Origin of the sequence: Cupriavidus basilensis OR16, assembly GCF_000243095.1 — a bacterium.
GTDB classification, from domain to species: Bacteria; Pseudomonadota; Gammaproteobacteria; order Burkholderiales; family Burkholderiaceae; genus Cupriavidus; species Cupriavidus basilensis_D.
Genome location: NZ_AHJE01000057.1, coordinates 1 through 23,655 on the forward strand (window position 1 = coordinate 1; position 23,655 = coordinate 23,655).

Sequence of the window (23,655 nt, forward strand, 5' to 3'; positions counted from 1 at the left end):
GTGTGCTCTCCAACTACGGCGAGTTGCTGCGAGATCGGGTTTTCGTCGGCTATTCGCTGTCGGCTGGCTGCGCGCAGGCGGGCATGTTTGCCTACATCGCGGGCTCGCCGTTCGTGCTGATCGAGTTGCATGGCATCGATCCCTCCCATTACGGCTTGGTGTTCGGCGCCAACGCATTGGGCCTGATCGGCATGTCGCAGCTCAACGCACGCCTGGTGCGCAACCGCACGCTCGACCACGTGTTGCGCGGCGCGCTGGTCGCGCCGTGCCTGGCCGGACTTGCGCTGGCCGCTGCCGTGCTGGCCGGCCTGGCGCCGTTGCCTGTGCTGCTGGCAGGCTTTTTTGTGTTTATCGCCAGTCTCGGCTGCATCCTGCCGAACGCCTCCGCACTGGCCATGGACCGGCAGGGCCATCGCGCCGGTACCGCTTCCGCGCTGATGGGGACGCTGCAATTCTCCCTGGGCACCCTGGACCCTGGCCGGCGCCGCCGTCAGCTTCTGGCGCGACGGCAGCGCGCTGCCGCTGGCGGTGGTCATGGGCGTTTGCGGTACCGGCGCCGTGCTGATGCGGGCCTTTGGCCGTTCAGGCGCTACGGTGCAAAGCGCCGAACCAACTGGGCCCTGATGGCGTAGCGGGGCGGCCCGGCTGCACGCGGCCGCACCATCCGGTCGATTCACGGCTAAGCGGCCGCGCTGTTTTGCAGCACCACCAGTTGGGCGGGCATGGGCGCGGCGAAACCGGCCTCGCCAAAGCTCTCGCGGATCATGCGGTTGCTGTCGAAATAGACCTGCCAGTAATGGTCGGTATGGCAGTACGGACGTACCGCGAGCACTGGCCCCACCAGGGTGAACTCGATAATCTCGACGTCGGGCGACGGTTCGGCCAGCACGTTGGGCAGCGCGGCCAACCGTTCCTTGAGCAGGGTGACGGCCGCCGCCACGTCGGTGCTTCCGGCCAGCTGGGCCTTGAGCTCGACCCGGCGGTACGCGTTGGCGCTGAAGTTCTGGATGGTGTCCGCAAAGACTTTGTTGTTGCCTACGACGGTGAGGACATTGTCAGGCGTGTCCAGCGTGGTGGCGAACAGGCCGATCTCCCTGACGGTGCCGGTCACTCCGCCCACGGTGACGAAATCCCCGACCTTGAAGGGCCGCAGCACCACCAGGAAAGCGCCTGCCGCGAAGTTGGACATCAGCCCCGACCACGCCATGCCGATGGCGATGCCGGCGGCCGCGATCAGCGCGGCAAAGCTGGTGGTCTGGATGCCGAAGTAACCCAGGATCCCGATCACCAGCACGATATTCAAGGTCACCGTAACGATGGAGCCGACGTAGCGCAGCAAGGTCGGGTCGACCTTCTGCTTGGTCAGGGACCCTTGCACCATCCGCACCACGACGTGGATCAGCCACCGGCCAACCACCCAGAAGACGAGGGCGGCGATGACTTTGAACCCGACTTCCGTCGCATAGGCGACGACAACATCCTGATACTTCTGCAGCGTTGTAGCATCCATCGCGTTTCTCCCTTGCTGGCTCGGTAGGTACTCATTCAAGTAACATCATGCAGCGGAAGCCCGGGCGCGTGGGGGGGGCGGGGCGCGAAGGCGGGCAACGCATTATTGCTACGCAGCGAGCGGAAGTTCAAGCACAAAATGGCCGCAAAGGGCGCAGGGCGCCACTCGCGGCTATGGCTCGCAGGAGAGGGGGCAGGCGCGGTGCGAGGGCGTTGTGCCCCTTCGCGCCGTGCCCTACCAGTTGGTTTCGCGTTCCGGCGTGGCGGAGATGCGATGCAGCGACAGGTCCGCGCCGTTGTATTCCGATTCAGCGTCAAGCCGGATGCCCACTAGCTTCTTGAGCGTGCCGTAGACCACGGTGCCGCCCACCAGGGCGATCACGATGCCAAGCAACGTGCCGATGCACTGCGCGCCGAGCGAAACGCCACCGATGCCCGCGAGCGACTTGCTGCCAAAGATGCCGGCGGCAATGCCGCCCCATGCGCCGCACAGCCCGTGCAGCGGCCAGACACCCAGCACATCATCGATATGCCACTTGTTCTGGGCCAGCGTAAACAGGTAGACGAACAGGACGCCGGCGATGGCACCCGTGACCAGCGCGCCCAGCGGGTGCATCAGGTCGGATCCGGCGCAGACCGCCACCAGCCCCGCCAGCGGGCCGTTGTAGGCAAAGCCGGGGTCGTTGCGGCCGGCCGCCCAGGCGGCCAGCGTGCCGCCGGCCATGGCCATCAGGGAGTTGATGGCCACCAGCCCGCTGATCTTGTCGACGGTTTGCGCGCTCATGACATTGAAACCGAACCAGCCTACCGCCAGCACCCATGCACCCAGCGCCAGGAACGGAATGTTCGAGGGCGGGTGCGCGCTGATGCGGCCGTCTTTCTGGTAGCGGCCGCGGCGCGCGCCCAGCAGCAAGATGGCGGGCAGCGCGATCCAGCCACCCATGGCATGGACCACGACCGAGCCCGCGAAGTCGTGGAACGGCGCGCCCGCGACCGAGGTGATCCAGTCTTGCACGCCGAAGCGGTTGTTCCAGGCAATGCCTTCGAAGAAGGGGTAGACCAGGCCAACCAGGACGAAGGTGGCTACCAGTTGCGGATTGAAGCGCGAGCGCTCGGCAATCCCGCCAGAAATAATTGCCGGTATGGCGGCGGCAAACGTTGCCAGGAAAAAGAACTTCACCAACTCATAGCCGCTGCGCTCCGCCAACGCGTGGGCGCTGGTGAAGAACTCGACCCCGTAGGCCACGGTGTAGCCGATAAAGAAATAGGCGATCGTGGAAACGGCAAAATCCACCAATATCTTGACCAGTGCATTGACCTGGTTCTTCTTGCGTACCGTGCCCAGTTCCAGGAACGCGAAGCCCGCGTGCATGGCGAGCACCATGATCGCTCCTAGCAAGATAAACAGGGCATCGGTACCGCTCTTCCAATTGTCCATACAATCCTCAATGCGCAAAATGGGAGCACACGGACGCAAAAAGCGTACCAGTCTGGGGCGTCTCGGCCGGGAAACTGCACCGTGTTGGTGGGTTTTGCACCGGTTTGTCGCGCTCGATTGGGGTGCGGCACGGATTGCGATGCATGATTTGGGGTGCGATCCTCATGCGACCGGCATGCCCGGTGTACGGGGCGTGCGCCAAAATGATGCAATGCTCCGCTTTGGGGCGCTCGCTCGCCAGCTTCATGCACCATAATGGGTTGCCATGGGGCGGTCCGAAACCACCGGGATGCGGCCGATCAAGCCGTCCATCGAGAGCCGGTCGGGCGATCCCGATGACGGCGCGGCGGGTGCGGAGACGGCCCGGCCTTGTCAAGCAATGTCGTCATCCCCTACGGGCGTTCGAATGGCCATTACCCTTGACGGCCGCATTTGAAAGCATGGAAAAGGCGGGGTAAATTCCCCGCAAAGGCGCTTGACTCAAGGATTTGCGGCTTTTTTCGTTGCATTGGTGCCACTGGGGATTGCCCAATGCGTAAAGCGCGGATTAGACTGCGCCGATCGGTAATTTGCCGCGTGGCAGACACTCCGATCAAGACGACCAACAAGGGAAATCAGCCATGAATAAAGGTGAACTGGTATCTGCCATCGCCGCTGACGCGGAACTGAGCAATGCTGCAGCACTGGCGGCGCTGGCACTGCTGGCGCCGGCCGCGCAAGCCGAGGAAATCGGCAGTGTGAGCACCAATTTCCGCATGACCGGTTCCGACAAGGTCGTGATTGAGGCCTATGACGACCCGCTGGTTGATGGCGTGACCTGCTACGTGTCACGCGCTCGCACCGGCGGTATCAAGGGCACGCTGGGCATGGCCGAAGACCCGGCGGAAAGCTCCATCGCCTGCCGCCAGGTCGGGCCGATCACGTTCAAGGGGCCGCTGCGCCAGCAGGACAATGTGTTTTCCGAGCGCATGTCGATCCTGTTCAAGACCCTGCACGTGGTGCGCACGGTGGACCGCAAGCGCAATACCCTGGTCTACCTGACCTACTCGGACCGCATCGTGTCCGGCAGCCCGCAAAATAGTGTGACAGCCGTGCCGGTGGCGGCCGCAACGCCGATCCCGGTCAAGTAGGCATCCAGGCATCGAGGCATTGAGGCATCCGTGTCACGATCCACGACCCATTCCACAATCCAGTCCGGAGAAGACAGCATGAGTGAGCAAGGCAAGGTTGCGCTGGTAACGGGCGCGGCCCGCGGCATCGGCAAGGCGGTGGCGCAGGCGCTGCTCGTGGCGGGCTATCGGGTGGTGTTTGCCGGGCGGACCGCCGAGCCCCTCGAGGCACTGGCCGCGCAAGCCCGGGCCGAGGGCCATACGGCGCTGGCGGTACAGTGCGACGTCAGCGATCCGGCTTCGGTGGAGAGTCTCTTCGCCCAGGTCCGCGACCATTTCGGCCGTCTCGACGTGCTGTTCAACAACGCGGGCATCAATGCGCCAGCGGTGTCGATCGATGAGCTGTCGGTTGCGCAATGGAAAGCGGTGCTCGACACCAACCTGACCGGCGTCTTCCTGTGCTCGCGCGCCGCCTTTGCGCTGATGAAGTCGCAGAGCCCGCGTGGCGGCCGCATTATCAACAACGGCTCCATCTCGGCGCACGCGCCGCGTCCCAATACGGTGCCGTACACGGCTACCAAGCACGCCATCACCGGGCTGACCAAGAGCATCTCGCTGGATGGCCGCGCGTTCGACATCGCCTGCGGGCAGATCGATATCGGCAACGCCGCCACCGACATGGCCTCGCGTATGGCGCGCGGCGTGCCGCAAGCCAATGGGGAGATCGCGCCCGAGCCGCTGATGGACGTGGCGCACGTGGCAAGCTCGGTGGTGCACATGGCCAACCTGCCGCTCGATGCCAATGTGCAATTCATGACGGTCATGGCGACCAAGATGCCGTTCGTCGGGCGCGGCTGAACGCCACGAGCCGCAGCGCCGCCTTGCCGTTTTGGATCGGCAAGGTGGCTGCCCTGAGCTATCTGGCTATCTGGCTGTCGGGGCCAGCGCCTCACTCTCCGCCTTGCAATCGCCTGCCGGGTTCAGGCCCTTGGCACGGATATCGGCAAGCTCTGCCTTTGCCGCAGCCAGGTCAGCTCTGAACGTGGGCTCGGCATGCAGCCGTGCCACGGTGGCCGCGCCCATCACGCGGCCTTGCGTGGCATCGCTTTGCCAATGCACATTGCAGACCAGCCGGCTTTGCCCGTACGCCAGCCCGCGCGCCAGGATGGCGTTGGAGCGCTCTGGCGCAATCTCTGCCAACACCAGTGCCCACGCCCAGCCAACGGCATTGTGCCCGGACGGGTAGGAGCCATCCTTGGCCAGCTTGGCCTCCTCGTCGGGCGTGCAGGTGGGCTGGTGGTTGACCATGAACGGCCGGGCGCGCGTGTACTTGTCCTTCACGGCATAGGTCGACAAGCCGGCATCGGCCAGGGTGCGCCTTAGCAGCAGGTACAGCCTGGGTGTCAGTTGCTCGGATACCGGCGCGTCCAGTGCGCAGGAGAAGGATTGCGCGGCCTCCGGGAATTTCAGGTTGGCATCCAGCGTGGCCTGACGCCACCGTGGCGTTGCACGCAAGGCCAGGTTGGCGCGTGACGTTTCATCGTCTAGCGCCTGGGCCGCAGACCCGGGGGCAGGTGGTGGGGGCACCAGCAGCAAGCTGTCCGGCCGCGCCTGCGTGGGCAGGTAGCCGGAGAGGACGCCGGGGCGTATTTCGGGCACGGGGCTGACGCTGCCTTGATCGAAACTTGCACAGCCGGCAACAAGCAGGGCGCCTGCCATGACCGGCATGGCGGCGTACCGCCGGCGGGCTGGGCGTGGCAAGCATTGCTCTCGGGACTGCGGTGGGTGGCGTAGTTGCATCTGTCTGGGTTCCCGTGATCTCAAGCAGCCGGATCGAACATCTTGCGCAGTGTCGATTTCAGGATCTTGCCGTTGGCATTGCGCGGCAGCATGTCGGGGCAGAAAACAATCCGCACCGGCACCTTGAAGGCTGCCAGCCTCTCGCCCACGAAAGCCTGCAGTTCCGCCTCGGTGGCCTGCGCGCCTGGTTTCAGGCTGACCACGGCCGCGGGTTCTTCGCCTAGCGTGCGGTGGGCAATGCCGACCAGTGCCGCATCCATGACCGCCGGGTGGTCGTACAGCGCGCTCTCGACCTCGATGCTGTAGATGTTCTCGCCGCCGCGAATCAACATATCCTTCATGCGATCGACAATGTAGACAAAGCCCTCCTCGTCCAGTCGGGCGATGTCGCCCGTCTTGAGCCAGCCGTCGATGAAGGTCTGCGCGGTGGCTTCCGGTTTGTTCCAGTAGCCACGCACCACGTTGGCGCCGCGCACCATCAGTTCGCCGGTTTCGCCGGTGGGCAAGCTGCGTCCGCGTCCGTCCACCACCTTCATCTCGCCGATGGGCAATGCCGGGCCGCCGCTTTCGGGCCGCTCCACATATTCCTCGGCGCTGTGGCTGGTGAAGGTAGCGGAGGTTTCGGTCATGCCCCAGCCAATGCCGGGGGCCGAATGTGGGAACACTTCCTTGATGCGGCGCACCAGTTCGGCCGACGCGGGGGCGCCGCCGTAGTTCACGTTTTCCAGCGAGGACAAGTCGAAGCGCTCACGCTCCGGATGCTCGATGATCTGCCAGGCGATGGTGGGCACGCCGCCGGCAGCCGTGCATCGCTCGCGCTCGATCAGGCCCATGGCACGCACGGCGTCCCAGCGGCGCATCAACACGAGCTTGCCGCCGCTGGCAAGCGCGCCGTTGAGCGCCGCCATGCAGCCGGTCACGTGGAAGAACGGCACCGACAGCAGCATGCCTTTTTGCGGCGCGGCCGGATCCGGCGCGGGGATCGCTTCGCCGCGGCGCAGGCAATTGCGCATCGGGCTGAAGGCGGCAGCAATGGCCACCGTGGTGGCGTTGCGGTGGGTGCCAAGCGCGCCCTTGGGTTTGCCGGTGGTCCCCGAGGTATAGAAGATGGTGGCGTCGTCGTCGGTGTCGATGGCCACGTCCGGCACCGGCAGATCGGGCAGCGATGCCCATTGCTCAGGCTTGCCGATCAGGCTTTCCAGCGTGGCGATGCGCGCATCGCCCGTCGGGGTTTCGGTGCGGCTGACGTAGATTTTCTCCAGCGCGGGGCAGCCTGGCAGGTGCTCGATGATGCGGCCCAGGCGTTCATCGTCAACGATGGCGATCTTGCTGCCGGAATCAGCCAGGCCGTATTCCAGCTCTGCCCCCGTCCACCAGGCATTGAGCGGCGTGACGATGGCGCCCGTCAGCAGGGTGCCATAGAAGACCGCGGGCCATTCCGGCAGGTTGCGCATGGCCAGCGCCACGCGGTCGCCTTTCTTGATGCCGTCGCGGATCAGCGCATGGGCGATGGTGATCGCAGCGCGTGCGAACGCTCCGTAAGAGACGCGCTCGTTTTCATAGACGACAAAGGTCTTGTCACCAAGCGCGCGCGCTTGCAGGAATAGATCGCGCAGCGTGGGCGGCGCATTTTTCCAAACCACGGTGGAAATGCCCCGGATCACGCGCGTTTCGGTTTCGAACGGGGTGCCGGGTGCGGTAAGGCGGGCGTGGGCCTCGGCCAGGCTGATAGCCGGCCAGGTCGTAGCGGATTGCGGGTTGTTCGACATCGGTGCCTCCCTGACTGCATGGCAGGATGGGCAACGCTCTGGCATGCCGGTGCGCAAGCTTGCCCGCATGCGGCGCCTGCCCGGAAAGGCGGGCGGCAATGCACGCGGGCACGAAGTGCCCGGCTCAGGCCTCAGGCATCGGGCATTGGGCCCTGGCCCCGGAGCGAGCCCGGAACGGGAACAGCAGCTGCGTGGCGGCTCAGATCGTGACGCCGCCGTCCACCACCATGGCCTGGCCGGTCATGAAGGTGCTGGCCGAGGAGGCCAGGAACACCGCGGCGCCGGCGATCTCCACCGGCTCGCCGATGCGGCGCAGGGGCGCGCCTTGCGTCGACAGCTTGTAGCGCTCCGGATCCTCCCACAGCGCCTTGGCGAAATCGGTGCGGATCAGGCCAGGAGCAATGCAGTTCACGCGCACGTTGCTCGGGCCGAACTCCACCGCGAGGTTGCGCGCCAGCTGGAAGTCGGCCGCCTTCGACACGTTGTACACGCCGATGGTGGGCGAGCCGCGCAGGCCGCCGATGGACGACACGATGATGATCGAGCCGTCCTTGCGTTCAAGCATCTGTGGCGCCACCATCTGGATCAGCCAGTGGTTGGAGATGACGTTGTTGTCCAGTACCTTGCGGAACTGTTCATCGGTCACGCCGCTCATCGGTCCATAGTAGGGATTGGAGGCCGCGTTGCAGACCAGCACGTCGATCTTGCCGAACGTGCTGTTGGTCTGGTCGACCAGGCGCTGCAGGTCTTCCTTGGAGGAGATATTGGCCGGCACGGCAATCGCGGTGCCTGCGCCGTGCTTGGCATTGATGGCATCGACGACTTCCTGGCAGGCTTCGGCCTTGCGGGAGGAAATCACGACTTTGGCTCCCTGCACCGCCATCTGCTCGGCGATGGCGCGGCCGATGCCGCGTGAAGAGCCGGTGACGACGGCAACCTTGCCGGTCAGGTCGAACAATGACATGCGTGTCTCCTGGTGTCCTGGTCCTCGCGGGGCGGGGCCAGATGATCATTAAAAGGCGCTATGGAATCTGCATCTTGGCAGCACTGCCCGGTGCGGGTTCTGCACAGCGGTTCGCGCAGAAGCCTGCGAGCATCAGGGTGCTACCGGCCGGTACATTATGGTTGGGAGGCATGGCTCAGTCCACAGGCAAATCGGCTGCCAGCCTGGCTTATCAGAGAATTTTCTGTTGGCAATGCATTCGGTGCATGACGTCTTGCCTGACTGCGGCATGAGGTCCGGGCCCACAAACGGCAAACAAGCCATAACAGGCCGTAACAGGCCACAACTAGCAACAAAGGACGAGGTAAGCGTTTCATGCTTTGGCAAATCAGGGGTACCGAGGTCTACCTGCTCGGAGCGATCCACGTGCTGGATGCGCCGTTGTCGGCGCTGGTGCCGGCCGCGGAGCGCGCCTATCGGGCTTCGGCGCGGGTGGTCTTCGAAGTGGCGCTGGACCAGCCGCCTGACTTTGGGCCGGCGTATTTCCCGGAAGGCGATGGTCTTAGCCAGCACCTGCATCCGGCCACCTTCGAGCAGGTGCGCGCGCTTTGGCTGGATTTCGGCCTGCCCGGCCCGGAGCTGGAGCGCCTGCGGCCCGTGTTCGCCGCGATGCACTTGCAGTTCGCGGTGGCCGCCAGGCACGGCATCCTCGCGCAGCACGGCGTTGATCGTTTCTTGTGGGGGCGCACCGCCGCGGATGGGCGGGCAACGGATGCACTGGAGGATGGCGCAGAGGCGCTACGCATGTTGCAGTGCGTGCCGCTGGCGGAGCAGGTTTCAATGCTGGCCTTCTTCGCCGAACAGCCGGAGCTGGCCGCGGCCGAGCCGGCCGATATGGTGCGCTGGTGGCGGCAGGGGCAGGCCGGGCCGTTCGCCACGCTGCTCGCGCAGCGCCGCGGCCAGTGGCCGGACACGCTGGCGGTGCTGGTCGACGCTCGCAACCGGCTGTGGGTACCGAAGATCCGAGCGCTGATCGCGGATCGCGTGCCGACCCTGATCGTGGCTGGTGCCCTGCACATGGTGGGCGACGCGGGGCTGCCGGCGCTGCTTGGGGCCGCCGGGTTCGATTTGCTGCCCGAGCCCTGGTGAGGCGAACGCCTATCTGTTGCGGCGCGCTTCAATCAGCGCGGGCAATATCCCGGCCAATTGCGCCTGGCTGGCAGGATCCAGCGCCAGCCCGAAGCGATCCCCCAGCACTTGGAGGATGGCCGCCGGCGTTTCCAGTTGCTGGCGCTGCACGCTGCCATCGGCCGCGCGCACGGCAAAGTCGCCGTTGACCAGCGTCAGCCGGGCGTCGTCCTGCGAGCGAGCCAGGGTCAGGGCGTTGCGGAACAAGCTGTCGGGATGCGTGGAGGTGTACCAGTTGCGGGACTCGAAATCGATGGCCTGTTGCGGAGAAAGATCGAATTGGTAGAGCTTGAACCAGGCGCTCGCGTTCCTGACCTCCAGGTCGTAGACGTGAAAGGCCGCACCTGACGCTGACGCCTCAACGCTCGACAGGCGGTACGGGAACGACGGATCGGCTGGCTCCGCTTGCGGCAGCGGCATGGCGCGATACGGGGTAGGGCCGCCAAAGCCCACGTCCACGATATAGCTGCGATGCGCGGCCTCTACGCGCAGCAGCATGTGCGATTGCATGGTGGGCACGTCTTCCGGCACATTCCAGCGCACGCGGGCGGCAAGCGGGGTGACCCTGTAGCCAAGCGCACGCAGCGCGGCGGCAAGCAAGGTGTTTTGCTCGAAGCAATAGCCGCCGCGCGCGTTGGCGACCAGCTTGTCGAACACCGCGTCCAGGCTGATCTTGATCGGGCGTTGCAGCAATACGTCGACATTTTCAAAGGGGACGTGCGCTAGCTGCGCGGCGATCAGGCTGTCGAGCGTGGCGAGGTCCGGCTGGCCGGGCAGCGGATGGCCAATGCGGCTGAGATAGGCTTGCAGGCGGGTGTCGTCTAGTGAGGTCATGGCGATGTTGGGTTGGCTTGTGCTGCCAGCGCAAGCTGAACGAATCGGAAAGGACGATGCTCTCAGCTGAGCTCAGCTCAGCGCCAGCAATGCGGGCAGGTCGATCAGCTCGATGTCGGCGTAGTGCAGCCGCAACAGCCCGCGGGCTTCGAGTTCGCGCAGGGCCTGGTTGACGGTCTGGCGCGACAGCCCGAGCATCTGGCCGAGTTGCTCCTGCGGGATATGCACGGAGCGGCGTTCGAGCCCGGGCAGGTCGCCATAGGCCTGGGCAATGGCTACCAGCCGGCGCCCGGTGCGCGCCAGCGGGGGCAGCAACTGCGTTTCTTCGACGTAATGAAAGGCCTCGCGGGTCTTGCCGGCGAGCAGTTTGCCGAACTCCCGCCACCATTCGGGATGCATGGACAGCATCGCGTAGAGCTTGTCGCGCTGCAGGTGCAGCACGGTGGCCGCGCTGGTGGCATGGGCGTCGTGCGTGCGCTCGAGTCCGTCGAACAGGCAAATCTCGCCAAACCAGCTGCCCGGCCCCAGCAGGCCAAGCAAAGCGGCCTTGCCGGATTCGCTGTGGGTGTCGATCTGCACCGTGCCGGCGACCACGCCATAGATGCCGTCGAAGGCATTGCCGCGGGTAAACAGCAACTGGCCCGCTGCCAGCTTGCGCGTGGCCGCGTCCCGCAGCAGGGCGTCCCGCATGGCTGCTGGCAAGGCGCCAAACCAGCTGCCGCCGCGCAAGGCGCGCAGCGGATCCAGGGCCGGCTCGTGCTGGCCGGGGGTTGCCAAGCGCATGATGGTCTCCTTGGTCGATGCCCTTGCGGACTGTCAAAAACCGGACAGACGGGCGTTTTCCTGCCTATTAATATACGGGCGCAAGCGTAGCCGCAATAGGTGGCCACGGATGCGCGACCGCAGATACGCGGCCACAACGATGCCCCGGCAGGAGACCCCTTGAAGACACTGATCGATCACCTGGCTAACTATGCAGCCTATCACCGCGACGCGCGCAATGTGTTCAGCCATTTCATCGGCATCCCCATGATCGTGCTGGCCGTGACCACGCTGCTGGCGCGTCCGGCCATGCCGCTGGGCGACGATGGTTCGGCGTACCTGACGCCGGCGATGGTCATGTATGGCCTGTCCTGCCTGTTCTACCTGCGCCTGTCGGCGGGCTTCGGGCTGGCGATGACGGTGATCCTGGCTGGCTTCGTCTACGCCGGCGGGGCGATTGCGGCGCTGTCCACCGGCGCGTGGCTGGCCTGGGGCATAGGGCTGTTCGTGGCGGGCTGGCTCATCCAGTTCGTCGGCCACTATTACGAAGGCCGCAAGCCGGCGTTTGTGGATGACCTTGTCGGGCTTCTGATCGGGCCGCTTTTCCTGGTGGCCGAGGTGGCTTTCGCGATGGGCCTGGCGCGCGACACCCGCGAGGCCGTCAGCGCCCACGCGCGTGGGCGAAGTAATAGGCCTTGCGATTGTCGATCTGCGCCGGTATATGCCAGTTCCTCTGTGATCAGAATGCGCGGGATCAGCGCTACGCCGATGCCCGCGGCCGCCGCCTGCGCCAGCATGGTGTAGAGATCGTAGCGCGGGCCGCGCAAGGCTTGTGCCGGCAGTGCCGCGCCCGTGGCGGCGAGCCAGTCGCCCCAGGCGCGCAAGCGCGTGTTCAGGTGCAGCAGCGGCAATGCCAGCAACTGATCCAGTTCTAGCCGCTTGCGGCGCCCCAGCAGGGCGGGGCTGCACACCGGCACCGACGGGCCTTCCTGCAGGATCCGCTCGCCCTGCGTGCCCGGCCACAGGCCTTCACCGTAATAGATTGCCGCGTCGAACGCGGTATCGCTGAGCTCGAACGCCTCGGTGCGCGCCGACAGATGCAGCGTGAGATCGGGCAGGGCGCGCGCTAGTTGCGGCAGGCGGGGGATCAGCCACTGGCTGGCAAAGGTGGGGCCGATCGCCAACTCGATGGCGCGCCCGCGCGGGCGCTGGGCCATCACATCCAGCGTTACCTGTTCGATCTGGTCAAGCCGTTCCCGCACTTCTTCGGCATAAGTCCCGCCGGCCGGGGTCAGCACGATGCGCTTGCGGATGCGGTGAAACAGCGGCACGCCAAGCCGTGCCTCCAGCCCTGCGATCTGCCTGCAAACCGCGCTCTCTGTCACCGCCAACTCGTCGGCGGCGCGGGTAAAGCTGCCCAGGCGTGCCGCGGCCTCGAACATCTGCAGTGCCGTGAGACTGGGAATGCCTTTGCGCATAGTGCGTTTTTGGAAGGAAGTTGGTGCGAAGTTATCAATTGTACGAAGTCTGCCGCGGTCGCACAATAAGCCCCACCCGGAGGCCACCGGCCCCCGCCATCCCCCGAAAACAAACGAATTCCAGCGCATAGACCATGACGAAGCCGAATCTGCAACGCCTCCTCGAGACCGTTTGTGGCGAGACCCAGGCAGCCGAGTTGCTGCAATTGATGAATGTTTCTCCGCAACTGCTGTCTTCCACCAGTGAACAAGCCAGCCGCGCCGAAGTGGCGCAGGCGCTCAATATGGTGCTGTTCGCCGGCATCCTCGAGCGCGTGCCGACCGGCATGGCCTATACCCGCGACGTGATCCAGGCGGGCGGGCAAGTGGTGTTCGACCACGGCGCGCTGCGCACGGTGAAGTGGGATTGCGGCAACCTGCCCGCGGGCGAGATCGCTTTCACCCGCATCCTGGCGCCGCTGGGCTACCGCCTCAACGGCACCTATCCGCTCGATCGCATCGGCATGACGGGCCGCTCGTACGCGCATGCCGACTTGCCTGACGATATTGCCCAGTACTTCCTGAGCGAGTTGCATCCCGAGCGTTTCAGCGCCGGGTTCCAGGCCGCCGTGTCGCGCGTGGTGTCGCGATCCGACGATCCGCTAGGCGACGACGCTGTGGCGCAACTGGCCCTGCTCGAGCGCGACGCGAGCCTGCCGATGGCCGATGCGGCACGCCTGGTGCCGCAATTGGCGGCCTGCTTCGCCCGCCAGCACGCCGAGCCGGCGCTGGCCGACTATGAATTGCTGCTGAAGGAATCGGCCGAGATGGCCTGGATTTCCACCGAGGGCAATGCCTTCAACCACGCCACCGACCGCGTGGCGGATGTGCGTGCCGTGGCCGATGCGCAGCGCAGCCTGGGCCGTCCCATCAAGGATTCGGTGGAAGTGTCGCGCTCCGGGCGGGTCCTGCAGACGGCATTCAAGGCCGATCCGGTGGAGCGCGGGTTTGTCGGTGCCGACGGCGCGGTGGTCAGGCGCAGCGTGCCGGGCTCGTTCTACGAGTTCATCACGCGCGATTTCGTGCCCGCGACAGAGGCCGCAGGCGGCACGCTGGACCTGTCGTTCGATGCGGGCAATGCGCAAGGCATCTTCAAGATGACTGCGGCCTGTTAAAGCAGGGCATGCGGAGATCGGAAAAGGGTCGGCTCGTCCGGCCCTTTTTTTGATTTATGGCTGGCCGGCCGGCAGGCGCAGGCGGACCAGCAACCCGCCCAGCTCGCTGTTGCCCAGCTCCAGCCCCCCTTCATATAGGGCTGCTATCTCGCTGACGATGGCCAGACCCAGTCCGCTGCCGGCAGCGGACTCATCCAGCCGCCCAAAGGGTGCCGCAGCCAGCTTGTGGGCCTCGGCCTGCATGCCCGGCCCATCGTCTTCCACCACGACCTCAAGCATGCCGCCACGCTCCGCGAGCTTGACGCGAACACGCGAGCGCGCCCATTGGCAGGCATTGTCGAGCAGGTTGCCAAGGATCTCGATCAAGTCCTGGCGATCGCCGGCGAAGTGCCCGTTGCCTTCCACCTGGATCTCGATCTCGCGCCCGCTGTGCAGGCGGGTCAGCGCGCGCGCCAGCTCGCCCGCAGGGCGTCTTGACGGCGTGGGCGAGGTCGGCGGCCTGGCGTCGCGAGCGCTCCAGCGCGTCGGCGTTGCGCGCTAGCAAGGTATTGATCTCGGTGACCAGCGGCACTACCTCGGCTGGCCACGTGCCGCCCAGGCGGCTCTCGCGCCGGGCTTGCAGGGTAGCCAGCGCTTCGCGCAGCCGCGCCAGCGGCGCAAGGCCGAACTTGACCTGGGCCGCCACCGCCAGCAGCAGGCCGGCGCCCAGCGCCGTCAGCGACCAGCCCAGCAAGCGGTTGAAGGCCTGGCGCGCCGCCCGCAGCTCGGTGCGGTCCAGCGCCACCGACAGCATCACCGGCGTATCGGCCGACGCCAGCACGATGGGGCGCGACACCACCAGCAACGATTGCCCGTTTGGCCCGGGCCGGATCTCGGCGTGGCTGCCCGCCACCTTATTGCCCACCGTGGCGGGCATCTCTGCATCCCAGAGCGAGCGTGAACGCAGCGTGGCCCCCGCCGCCTGCGCCTGCCAGTAGGCGCCGGAGTAGGGCAGTGCAAAGCGCGGGTCGGCCGGGGTGCGGGTCAAGGTGAGCTTGCCGTCGGGGCTCCAGTCCAGCGCGGCGGCGAGGCTGGTGAGCTGGTTGTCGAGCTGCCGCACATAGGTGTCGTTGACGTGGCGCGCGAACAGGGTGGAGAGCAGCCAGCCGGTGCCGCTGAGCGCCGCGGCCAGCCAGATGGCCGCGACCGCGAGCAGGCGGATGGCTAGTGACTGGCGCATGGGTCAGTTCGCGGCGGCTGCGGGGGCGCCGCGAGATGCCGGCGGGCGCAGGCGGTAGCCTTGCCCGCGCACGGTCTCGATCACGTCCACGCCAAGCTTGCGCCGCAGCCGTGCGATGAAGACTTCGATGGTGTTGCTGTCGCGGTCGAAATCCTGCGCGTAGATGTGCTCGGTCAGCACCGTCTTGCTGATGATCGCGCCCGGATGGTGCATCAGGTAATCCAGCACCTTGAACTCATGCGCGGTCAGCACCACCGCACTGCCATCGACGGTCACCACGCCGGTGCGCGCGTTCAGCCGAACCGGGCCGCAGGCCAGCTCGGGCGCCGACATGCCATGGGCGCGGCGGATCAGCGCGCGGATGCGGGCCAGCAACTCCTCCATGCGGAAAGGCTTGGCGAGATAGTCGTCGGCTCCGGCATCGATGCCCTCCACCTTGTCGGTCCAGCTGTCGCGCGCGGTCAGGATCAGCACCGGCAGGTTCACCTGCGCGGCGCGCCAGCGGCGCAGCACGGACAGTCCGTCGAGCCCCGGCAGGCCAAGGTCGAGCACCACGACATCGTAGGGCGCTTCGGCGCCCAGGTGCCAGGCATCGATGCCGTCCGCGGCCGTATCGACCGCGTAGCCCGCGTTGACCAGCGCGGCGTGGATCTGGGCGGCCAGCACGGCCTCGTCTTCTACCAGCAGGATGCGCATGGGGAATCAGGGTTTCTTGCGGGCCTGGTCAAGATCGCGTCCCTTGGCCTTGAGCAGGGTGGCGGTCTTTGCATCGTATTCGAGCTTGGCGACCGAGCCGCTCGCCAGCAGCAGCTTGACCTCGTATTGCCAGACGCCATCGTCGCGGTCGAGCTTGACGCCGATCACATCGCCTGTGTATTGCGCCGACACCGCCTCCAGGATGCGCGTGAGCGGCAGGATCTCGCCCGACTGCACGGCGGCGCGGGCGCGGTCGGCGTCCTTGTCGGCATGGGCGGGCGGCGGGACTGCCAGCAGCAACGACAGGGCGGCGACCAGCGGCAACAGGGCGCGCGGCAGGAATGCGGTGCGCACGGATCGCGCGGTGTGGGACGAAGGCAATGGCGTGAGGGAGCGGGGCAAACCGGTTGTGGGCAAGCCTTGGTTGATCAATGCAGTCTGCCATGCCGTGGCTGAACGCAAGCTGAACGGGGCACTCAGCAGCGGTTCAGGCAGAGATTGCCAGAATCGGCGCCACAGATCGTCATCGCCATCTGGATCCAGGAGCCATGCCATGCAAGCCATCCGCAGCACCCCCAATGATAGCCCTTCCGATATCCACCGCCGCGCCACGCGCGACGGCCTCGCGCTGGCCGCGGCGGTGATCGTCGTCCTGCTTGGCGTGGTGTCCTTGTTCTGGGCGCAGGTCGATGCGCATGCCGTGCTGCACGAATGGAAGCACATGGACAGCGGCCTGTCCATGATCGTGCTCGGGGCGCTGGTGCTTGGTCCGCTGCTGGCCTTTGGCCTGGACGACTGAGGCAAAGTCCCTGACGCCCGCGGACGGGTTTTCCATGTCTGGACTTCTTCCTGCGCCTGGTCCTACACTCGATTCACAATAAAAGCGCACGACCGTTCTAATTTATGCCCCCCGCGCATGGTTGACCATGCGCGGGGGGCATGACCGGCACAGTGCGATCCCTCAGGGTCAATCCACCAAGGAGACATGGCATGGAATCGAAGAACGTCCCGCTGGTAGCCGAATTGTTGCGTGATGCACCAAAGAACTGGGGCAAGTGGGGGCCGGATGATGAGGTTGGATCGCTCAACTACCTGACCCAGGCGGAGGTGCTCCCGGCGAGGCCGAGTACGCCGACGACATGATGATCATGTACCTGCAGGGCTCCACCCAGTACGATGCCCTGGGCCATGTCTGGTACGGCGATCAGCTGTGGAACGGCTACGATGCCAAGTCCACGATCGGCGGCCTGGAAAAAGCCAGCGTCCTGCCGATCGCGGAGCGCGGCGTGGTCGGGCGCGGCGTGCTGATCGACATGGCGCGCCATCGCGGCAAGGACGTGCTCGCGCCGGGCGAGACCTTCACCCACCTGGACTTGCTCGCCGCCGCCGAAATGCAGGGCGTGCGCATCGAGAAGCACGACATCCTGGTGATCCGCACCGGCTGGATCGGCTCGTTCTACAAGCGCGACCAGGCCGAGTTCTACCGCGAGTTCGTCGAGCCCGGCCTGACCTACAGCCCCGAACTGGTCGAGTGGTTCCATCGCATGGAGATCCCCAACCTCGTCACCGACACGATCGCCAACGAGGTGACGGTGGACCCGGTCTCGGGCGTGGCATTGCCGCTGCACAATGCGCTGATGCGCAACCTGGGCATCACCCTGACCGAGATCGCCCAGCTCGACCCGCTCGCGGCGGACTGCGCGCACGATCAGCAGTGGACGTTCCTGTATACGGCGGCGCCGCTCAAGGTAGTGAACGGTAGCGGCGCGCCGGTCAACCCGGTGGTGATCAAGTAAGCCAGGCAGAAAACCAGCCCCCGGCGCCGCCCGGTGGAGAAGCCTGAACGGCAGCTTCCGCCGGGTAGCGCCAGCTTCGTTCCGACCAAGCGCTATCCTTGACACTCCCCGCCGTGCCTATCGAGGTGCCTCATGACGCCCTATGAAGAGAAGCCCTGGCTCTCCAGCTACAACGCTGGCCAGCCGCACACCATTACCCCGCAATTTACCGACGCGCTGTCCATTTTCCGGGCCGCGGCGGACCGCGCGCCGGCCAGCCCGGCGATCCATTATTTCGACGCCACGCTCAGTTATGCCGAGGTGGATACGCTCTCCGATGCGCTGGCGGTAGCGCTATCATCGCGCGGCTGCACGCGCGGCGAGCGCGTCGCGCTATACCTGCAGAACGTGCCCCAGTTTGTCATCGGGCTGGTTGCCGCGTGGAAGCTCGGCGCCATCGCGGTGCCCGTCAACCCGATGAACCGCGCACGCGAGCTGCGCCTGGTGCTGGCCGACTCCGGCGCGAAGGTGCTGATCTGCCACGAATCGCTCTATGCCGACGTGGTCAGCGGGTTGTTCGACGCCGAGCGCGGCGGCCAGGGCGGCGGTGCCTCGCCCCTGGCGCTGCCCGAGGTGATCACGACGTCCGAGCTGGATTTCCAGACGCGCGCCGATCCGCGCTTGTTTGCCGCGGCAAAGCGCCAGTCCGCCGATGGCGTGCCCGATCTGCTGGCGCTGGTGCAAGAGCACCTGGGCCAGAGCCCCGCGCCGGTTGCGCTTTCGGCCAACGACGTCGCGATGCTGGTGTACACCTCCGGCACCACAGGGGTGCCCAAAGGCGCGATGAACACCCATGGCAATGTTGCTTTCAATGCGCAGGTGTACCGCGACTGGATCGGTTTGCGGGAGGGCGGCCCGATCCTGGGTGTGGCGCCGCTGTTCCATATCACCGGACTGGTGGGGCACGTGGCAGCGGCGTTCATCTGTGCCGCGCCGCTGGTGCTGGCCTGCCGTTTCGAGCCGGGCGTGGTCCTGGAGGCCATCCGCGACCGGCGGGTCGAGTTCACCATCGGCTCGATCACGGTCTTCATCGCGCTGATGAATCATCCCGAGGCGACCCGCGAGCATTTCGCCACGCTGGGCAAGATCTACTCGGGCGGCGCGCCGATCCCGCCGAGTGTAGTGGAGCAATTCCAAGCCAGGTTTGGCCACTATATCCTCGACCGCAAGAAGGACATGATCGTCGCCGCCGGCTACAAGGTCTGGCCGCGCGAGGTGGAAGACGTCTTGTATACGCATCCCGCGGTGCGCGAGGCAGCCGTGGTGGGCATCCCCGACGCCTATCGTGGCGAGACGGTGAAGGCCGTGGTCAGCCTGAAGCCGCAGGCCAGCGTCACGCCGGAAGCGCTGCTGGCCTGGTGCAAGGAGCGCATGGCAGCCTACAAGTACCCGCGCGTGGTGGAGATCATCGACGAGTTGCCGAAGACGGTCACGGGCAAGATCCTGCGGCGCGAGCTGCGCGGCTGAGGGTGCCGTGCGCGCAAGAAGGCGGCTGAAATCCTCGGCGCGCGCGCGGCATCCGGCGTGGCAAAAAAGACGAAATCACGCGTTTACCCCTTGTATATAGAGTCAGCGGACGCATCCACTGCTGCGTCTGCGCGACACAACGGCAGGCCGCGCGAGGCAAAACCTCAAAAAAACCCGGGGAAAACCCCGGTTTTTACACTCGCACACACGAAAACCCCTTGACGTCTCGTTGTTTCCGCTATGATTCAGTCGATGCCGCACGCCGATAGTCGATCGACGAAGCGTCGAGCGACATCCGATGCGACATCCCGTGCGACATCATTCTGTTCAACTCATATTTATCGATATGGCGACCAAAGCGAATCCGACCGCGAAGACTGCAACCAAGACCGCTGCCAAGAAGGCACCGGCAACCAAAGCCGCTCCCGTAAAGGCGGCTGCCAAGAAGGCCGTGCCGGCCAAGAAGGCTGCTCCGGCTGCCGCGGTGACCCCGCGCCCGCTGAAGGAAACCTTCAACAAGTCGAGCCTGGTCGCTCACCTGGTAGCACAGACCCAGCTGGAAGCCAAGGCCGTGAAGACGGTGCTGGCCCATCTGGAAAACACCATCGTCAGCGCGCTGCACAAGAAGGGCGCCGGCGAATTCACGCTGCCTGGCCTGATGAAGGTCACGGCTCAGCAAGTACCGGCCAAGAAGAAGCGCTTCGGCAAGGACCCGTTCTCCGGTGAAGAGCGTTGGTTCCCGGCCAAGCCGGCCAGCGTCAAGGTCAAGGTACGCCCGCTGAAGAAGCTGAAGGACGCAGCTGCCGCCTGATAGGGGCCCTGTTTCCAGCTTGAAAAGGAGCCGCTAGCCGGCTCCTTTTTTATATCTGGCGAATACGTTGCCGTGCCCGTAGTTCCCGCTGTTTTGGTAGTTTCCGCAGTTCCTCAGCCGGCCGCCAATGAAGCCGGCGCACCACACCGGGAGATCGTCATGCCTAGCATCCAGTGCCGCCTGTGGCGGCTTGCCTTGCGCCTGGTCCGGCGCAAACAGCGTTTTTCCAGCGCGCAGGCGCTGCATGAGGAAATCCGCCGTCGGCGCAAGATCGGCCGCGCGGAGCCCACGCCGAGCTTGCTGGCGCGTCACCAGGTGAGCATGGAACCTGTGGCCGGCGTGGAGGTCTATACCGTGCGCCCGCGCGGCAACGACAGCGGCAGGCAGATCCTTTACCTGCATGGCGGTGGCTACGTCTTCGATATCGTCAGCCAGCACTGGGACTTCATCGGCAAGCTGGTGGACGCGCTCGGCGCGACGGTGGTCGTGCCGATCTATCCGCTGGCGCCCGAGCATACCCACCGTGAAGTTTTTGCAGGATTACTGCCGCTCTACGACCAGCTGGTCCGCGGCATGCCGCCCGCCAGCCTGACCGTCATGGGCGACTCCGCTGGCGGCGGCATGGCGCTCGCGCTGGCGCAAGTGGCCCGGGATACCGGACGCGCGCTGCCTGGCCGCCTGGTCTTGCTGTCGCCGTTCCTGGATGCCACCGGCAGCAACCCGGCCATCGATGCGCTCGAGCCCCTCGATCCGATGCTGTCGAAGCCCGGCGGTATCGAGTGCGGACGCGTCTATGCTGGCGGCGATCCCGTCACCCTGCCGCAGGTCAGCCCCCTCTACGGCAGCCTGCGTGGCCTGCCACCCGTGACGCTGTTCATCGGCACCCACGACGTCTTGCTGCCAGACTGCCGCGCCTACCGCGCGCTTGCGGAGCAGCAGGGCTTGCCGCTGCGGTATTACGAATACGAGGGCATGTTCCACGTGTGGATGCTGTTGCCAATGCCGGAATCCAATGCCGCCTTCGCGCAGATCGTCGCCGCCATCGAGGCCGAGGACGCTCCGCAGCGGCCGCCGGAGGTGCGCGCTGGGCAGGGCGCTGCAACCGGGTATCAGCCGATGTAGCAAGGAACGGCGATAATCGCGGGGTTGCCGGCCAGGTGCCGGCCTAAAGTAGTTAGGGAGTCCCCATGCTTTCTCGTCGTTATGGCGCGGTCTGGCTGACCGTGCTCGCCTTGCTGATCCTTGGCGCACTTGCCGCCGGTCACCGGATTTCCCCGGCGTGGCTGGCTGGGCCCGTCGTGCTGCTGCTGGTTGGCCTGCATGACATCAGCCAGTCGCGCCACTCCATCCTGCGCAACTATCCGATCTGGGGCCACCTGCGCTTCTTGTTCGAGTTCATCCGCCCGGAGATCCGCCAGTATTTCATCGAGGACGACACCAACGAGATGCCGTTCTCGCGCCAGCAGCGCAGCCTGGTCTACCAGCGTGCCAAGAACGAGGTCGACAGCCGGCCCTTTGGCACCGAGATCGATGTGCGCCTGGCGGGCCATGAGTGGATCAGCCACTCGCTCGCACCGACCCGCATCCCCTCCGCCGACTTCCGCATCACCGTGGGCGAGGGCCGCGCCCAGCCGTACTCGCTGTCGATCTTCAACGTCTCGGCCATGAGCTTCTCGAAGGGTCCATCTCGCCGTACCACCGTGCCGAAGGCGGCGACCTGATCTGGGAGGTGGCCTCCGGCTACTTCGGCTGCCGGCGTCCCGATGGCGGCTTCGACCCGGACAAGTTCGCCGAGCAGGCACGCTCGCCGCAGGTCAAGATGATCGAGGTCAAGCTCTCCCAGGGCGCCAAGCCGGGCCACGGCGGCGTGCTGCCGGCGGCCAAGGTGACGCCGGAGATTGCCGCCACGCGCGGCATTGGCATGGGCGAGGATTGCATCTCGCCGGCCACCCACAGTGAGTTTTCCACACCGCTTGGCCTGCTGCAGTTTGTCGATCGGCTGCGCACGCTGTCCGGCGGCAAGCCCACCGGCTTCAAGCTTTGCATCGGGCACCCGTGGGAATTCTTCGGCATCGTCAAAGCCATGCTGGAATCCGGCATCCTGCCCGACTTTATCGTGGTGGATGGTGCCGAAGGCGGCACGGGCGCGGCGCCGCTGGAGTTCGTCGACCATATCGGCGTGCCGCTGCAGGAAGGGCTGCTGCTGGTGCACAACACACTGGTTGGCGTGAACCTGCGCGACAAGATCCGCGTTGGCGCAAGCGGCAAGATCATCACGGCGTTCGATGTGGCGCGCACGCTGGCCACCGGTGCCGACTGGTGCAACTCGGCGCGCGGCTTCATGTTTGCGCTTGGCTGCGTGCAGGCGCAAAAATGCCATACCGACCGCTGCCCCGTGGGCGTGGCCACGCAGGATCCGGTGCGCCAGCGCGCCATCGTGGTGCCGGACAAGGCGGATCGCGTAGCCAGCTTCCACCGCCAGACGTTGCATGCGTTGCTGGAAATCCTGCAGGCAGCCGGCCTGCATCATCCGGCCGATCTCAAGCCGCACCATATCGTGCGGCGTATCTCGCCCAACGAAGTGCGGCTGATGTCCGAACTGCTCAAGTTCCTGACGCCGGGAGACCTGATCAACGGCAATTTCCGCTACCAGCTCTACGAGAAGTATTGGCCGCTGGCGCGCTCCGACAGTTTCGCGATGTAAAGCGCTGCGCTAGCGTGCGGCTTGCGGCGCCGGCAGGCGGGCGCGCCCGTGCTGGCGGAATGCGCTGGGCGCCTGCCCGACATGCTTGGCAAAGAAGCGCGCGAAATACGCGGCATCCGCAAAGCCCAGCGTCGAGGCGATCTGCTTGATATCGAGATCGCTATAGAGCAGATCGCGCTGCGCCTCCACGATCAGGCGCGAATGGATCAGCTGCAGCGCGCTCCTGCCGGCAAGCTGCTGGCAGATGCGGTTGAGCTGGGTGGGCGAGATACCGAGCGTGTCGGCATAGCCGGCCAGATCCTGGTGGTTCCGAAAACGTGCCTCCACCAATTGCTGGAACTGCTGAAAATGGCGTGCGGTCCTGCCCGCCGGCTGCGCCCCGGTTGCACCCGCGCCCGAAGCGCGCCGGGCAATACCGACCAGCAGCAAGGACAGCAGCGCCGACAAGGCCGCGCCGCGCCACAGCGAGACCGCGTTCATTTCCGCACGGAACAGTTCCAGCGCCCCGGCAAGCACGGTGGCGTCATCGCACTCTGCACGGGCCGGGTCAGCGAACTGGTCGTGGTAGGGCCGCTCGAACAGCGGCAGCGCATCCGGCACGCCAGCCAGCAGCGTGTGCAGGTAGTGATCGGTCATGGTGATCACGATGCCGTCCACGTCAGGCGTAAACCGAAAGCCATGCACGCAGCGCGGCGGCACCGTCACCACGGTGCGCGAGCCCAGCGGGTACTCGCGGTCGTCGAGCAGCGCGCGGCCGCCCCCCTCGTGCACGTAGAGAACCTGGAAGAAGCGCTCGTGGCGGTGCGGCTTGATCTCCCAGTCATTGATGCCGCTGCGCTCCGGGATCGACTCGAAATGCAGTTGTTCCAGCAGGGGCTCGTTGGAGTTGACCCCATAGAGCGAATAGGTCGGGACGGTTTTCATGGGGCGGGGGCAGCA

Annotated in this window: 22 protein-coding genes and 3 pseudogenes; 12 read left to right on the forward strand and 13 right to left on the reverse strand. The window is 65.8% G+C overall.

Translation table 11 applies throughout. The features are described 5' to 3' along the window. On the forward strand, nt 1-632 hold a 632-nt coding region (locus OR16_RS21205; RefSeq protein WP_423739672.1), incomplete at its 5' end, for an MFS transporter. Nucleotides 633-679: 47 nt separating this feature from the next. Here OR16_RS21205 and OR16_RS21210 read toward each other — a convergent pair. Together OR16_RS21210 and OR16_RS21215 are read right to left on the reverse strand one after the other, a co-directional pair. Beyond that, the gene (locus tag OR16_RS21210) at nt 680-1,510 is read right to left on the reverse strand and encodes a mechanosensitive ion channel family protein (protein WP_006160010.1); all 831 of its coding nucleotides are present in this window, start codon (nt 1,508-1,510) and stop codon (nt 680-682) included. Nucleotides 1,511-1,744: 234 nt separating this feature from the next. Continuing rightward, complete coding sequence (locus OR16_RS21215) at nt 1,745-2,947, reverse strand: ammonium transporter (protein WP_006160011.1); 1,203 nt, start codon at nt 2,945-2,947, stop codon at nt 1,745-1,747. A gap of 620 nt (nt 2,948-3,567) precedes the next feature. Here OR16_RS21215 and OR16_RS21220 point away from each other — a divergent pair. Together OR16_RS21220 and OR16_RS21225 are read left to right on the forward strand one after the other, a co-directional pair. Further along, nucleotides 3,568-4,077: a CreA family protein gene (locus OR16_RS21220; protein ID WP_006160012.1), complete on the forward strand. Its 510-nt coding sequence runs from the start codon at nt 3,568-3,570 to the stop codon at nt 4,075-4,077. Between the two features lie 78 nt (nt 4,078-4,155). Beyond that, nucleotides 4,156-4,914 carry an SDR family oxidoreductase gene (locus tag OR16_RS21225; RefSeq protein ID WP_006160013.1) on the forward strand — a complete coding sequence of 253 codons (759 nt, stop codon included), beginning with the start codon at nt 4,156-4,158 and terminating at the stop codon, nt 4,912-4,914. 66 nt (nt 4,915-4,980) lie between these two features. Here the strand turns inward: OR16_RS21225 and OR16_RS21230 are convergent, their stop codons facing one another. From OR16_RS21230 to OR16_RS21240, 3 genes are all read right to left on the reverse strand, one after another. Further along, on the reverse strand, nt 4,981-5,784 hold the full coding sequence (locus OR16_RS21230) for an acid phosphatase (RefSeq protein WP_006160014.1): 804 nt from the start codon (nt 5,782-5,784) through the stop codon (nt 4,981-4,983). A 92-nt stretch (nt 5,785-5,876) separates the two neighbouring features. Next, complete coding sequence (locus OR16_RS21235; protein WP_006160015.1) at nt 5,877-7,625, reverse strand: class I adenylate-forming enzyme family protein; 1,749 nt, start codon at nt 7,623-7,625, stop codon at nt 5,877-5,879. A 199-nt stretch (nt 7,626-7,824) separates the two neighbouring features. Then, the gene (locus OR16_RS21240; protein WP_006160016.1) at nt 7,825-8,589 is read right to left on the reverse strand and encodes an SDR family oxidoreductase; all 765 of its coding nucleotides are present in this window, start codon (nt 8,587-8,589) and stop codon (nt 7,825-7,827) included. Between the two features lie 354 nt (nt 8,590-8,943). Here OR16_RS21240 and OR16_RS21245 point away from each other — a divergent pair, with 354 nt between their 5' ends. Further along, nucleotides 8,944-9,717: a TraB/GumN family protein gene (locus tag OR16_RS21245; RefSeq protein ID WP_006160017.1), complete on the forward strand. Its 774-nt coding sequence runs from the start codon at nt 8,944-8,946 to the stop codon at nt 9,715-9,717. A 9-nt stretch (nt 9,718-9,726) separates the two neighbouring features. On the opposite strand, the gene OR16_RS21250 is transcribed toward OR16_RS21245, so the two are convergent. Together OR16_RS21250 and OR16_RS21255 are read right to left on the reverse strand one after the other, a co-directional pair. Further along, nucleotides 9,727-10,590, reverse strand: a complete 864-nt coding sequence (locus OR16_RS21250; RefSeq protein WP_006160018.1) for an arylamine N-acetyltransferase family protein — start codon at nt 10,588-10,590, stop codon at nt 9,727-9,729. Between the two features lie 72 nt (nt 10,591-10,662). Beyond that, the gene (locus OR16_RS21255) at nt 10,663-11,373 is read right to left on the reverse strand and encodes a Crp/Fnr family transcriptional regulator (RefSeq protein ID WP_006160019.1); all 711 of its coding nucleotides are present in this window, start codon (nt 11,371-11,373) and stop codon (nt 10,663-10,665) included. Between the two features lie 219 nt (nt 11,374-11,592). Here OR16_RS21255 and OR16_RS41600 point away from each other — a divergent pair. Beyond that, nucleotides 11,593-11,919, forward strand: a pseudogene (locus tag OR16_RS41600) (DUF962 domain-containing protein); the annotation flags it as partial. Here the strand turns inward: OR16_RS41600 and OR16_RS21260 are convergent. Continuing rightward, a complete protein-coding gene (locus tag OR16_RS21260; protein ID WP_006160021.1) occupies nt 11,895-12,830 on the reverse strand; it encodes a LysR substrate-binding domain-containing protein in 936 nt (311 codons plus the stop codon). The pseudogene OR16_RS41600 and the gene OR16_RS21260 sit on opposite strands and share 25 nt — an antisense overlap. 134 nt (nt 12,831-12,964) lie before the next feature. Here OR16_RS21260 and OR16_RS21265 point away from each other — a divergent pair, with 134 nt between their 5' ends. Further along, nucleotides 12,965-13,984: a DUF1338 domain-containing protein gene (locus OR16_RS21265; RefSeq protein ID WP_006160022.1), complete on the forward strand. Its 1,020-nt coding sequence runs from the start codon at nt 12,965-12,967 to the stop codon at nt 13,982-13,984. Nucleotides 13,985-14,038: 54 nt separating this feature from the next. On the opposite strand, the gene OR16_RS46165 is transcribed toward OR16_RS21265, so the two are convergent. From OR16_RS46165 to OR16_RS21280, 4 genes are read right to left on the reverse strand one after another with little or no spacing between them, the layout of a single operon-like run. After that, nucleotides 14,039-14,350: an ATP-binding protein gene (locus OR16_RS46165; protein WP_237717161.1), complete on the reverse strand. Its 312-nt coding sequence runs from the start codon at nt 14,348-14,350 to the stop codon at nt 14,039-14,041. Next, nucleotides 14,256-15,203, reverse strand: coding sequence for a hypothetical protein (locus OR16_RS21270; RefSeq protein WP_237717162.1), 948 nt, complete (start codon nt 15,201-15,203; stop codon nt 14,256-14,258). Before OR16_RS21270 ends, OR16_RS46165 begins: the two co-directional genes overlap by 95 nt. Before the next feature lie 3 nt (nt 15,204-15,206). After that, a complete protein-coding gene (locus tag OR16_RS21275; RefSeq protein ID WP_006160023.1) occupies nt 15,207-15,899 on the reverse strand; it encodes a response regulator in 693 nt (230 codons plus the stop codon). 6 nt (nt 15,900-15,905) lie between these two features. Continuing rightward, nucleotides 15,906-16,253 (reverse strand): PepSY domain-containing protein, encoded by a 348-nt coding sequence (locus tag OR16_RS21280; protein ID WP_043420554.1) that lies wholly within the window; start codon nt 16,251-16,253, stop codon nt 15,906-15,908. A 199-nt stretch (nt 16,254-16,452) separates the two neighbouring features. Here OR16_RS21280 and OR16_RS21285 point away from each other — a divergent pair, with 199 nt between their 5' ends. The 6 genes and pseudogenes from OR16_RS21285 to OR16_RS21310 all read left to right on the forward strand — a co-directional run bounded on the left by OR16_RS21285 (nt 16,453) and on the right by OR16_RS21310 (nt 22,716). Beyond that, complete coding sequence (locus OR16_RS21285) at nt 16,453-16,698, forward strand: hypothetical protein (RefSeq protein WP_006160025.1); 246 nt, start codon at nt 16,453-16,455, stop codon at nt 16,696-16,698. 191 nt (nt 16,699-16,889) lie between these two features. Beyond that, nucleotides 16,890-17,695 (forward strand): annotated as a pseudogene (locus OR16_RS21290) (cyclase family protein). Between the two features lie 132 nt (nt 17,696-17,827). After that, nucleotides 17,828-19,201: an AMP-binding protein gene (locus OR16_RS21295; protein WP_006160026.1), complete on the forward strand. Its 1,374-nt coding sequence runs from the start codon at nt 17,828-17,830 to the stop codon at nt 19,199-19,201. Nucleotides 19,202-19,547: 346 nt separating this feature from the next. Then, the gene (locus OR16_RS21300; protein ID WP_006160027.1) at nt 19,548-20,012 is read left to right on the forward strand and encodes an HU family DNA-binding protein; all 465 of its coding nucleotides are present in this window, start codon (nt 19,548-19,550) and stop codon (nt 20,010-20,012) included. 159 nt (nt 20,013-20,171) lie between these two features. After that, nucleotides 20,172-21,134 carry an alpha/beta hydrolase gene (locus tag OR16_RS21305; protein ID WP_006160028.1) on the forward strand — a complete coding sequence of 321 codons (963 nt, stop codon included), beginning with the start codon at nt 20,172-20,174 and terminating at the stop codon, nt 21,132-21,134. Nucleotides 21,135-21,199: 65 nt separating this feature from the next. Further along, nucleotides 21,200-22,716 (forward strand): annotated as a pseudogene (locus tag OR16_RS21310) (FMN-binding glutamate synthase family protein). A gap of 9 nt (nt 22,717-22,725) precedes the next feature. On the opposite strand, the gene OR16_RS21315 reads toward OR16_RS21310, so the two are convergent. After that, a complete protein-coding gene (locus OR16_RS21315) occupies nt 22,726-23,640 on the reverse strand; it encodes a helix-turn-helix domain-containing protein (RefSeq protein WP_006160029.1) in 915 nt (304 codons plus the stop codon). Between the last annotated feature and the right edge of the window lie 15 nt (nt 23,641-23,655).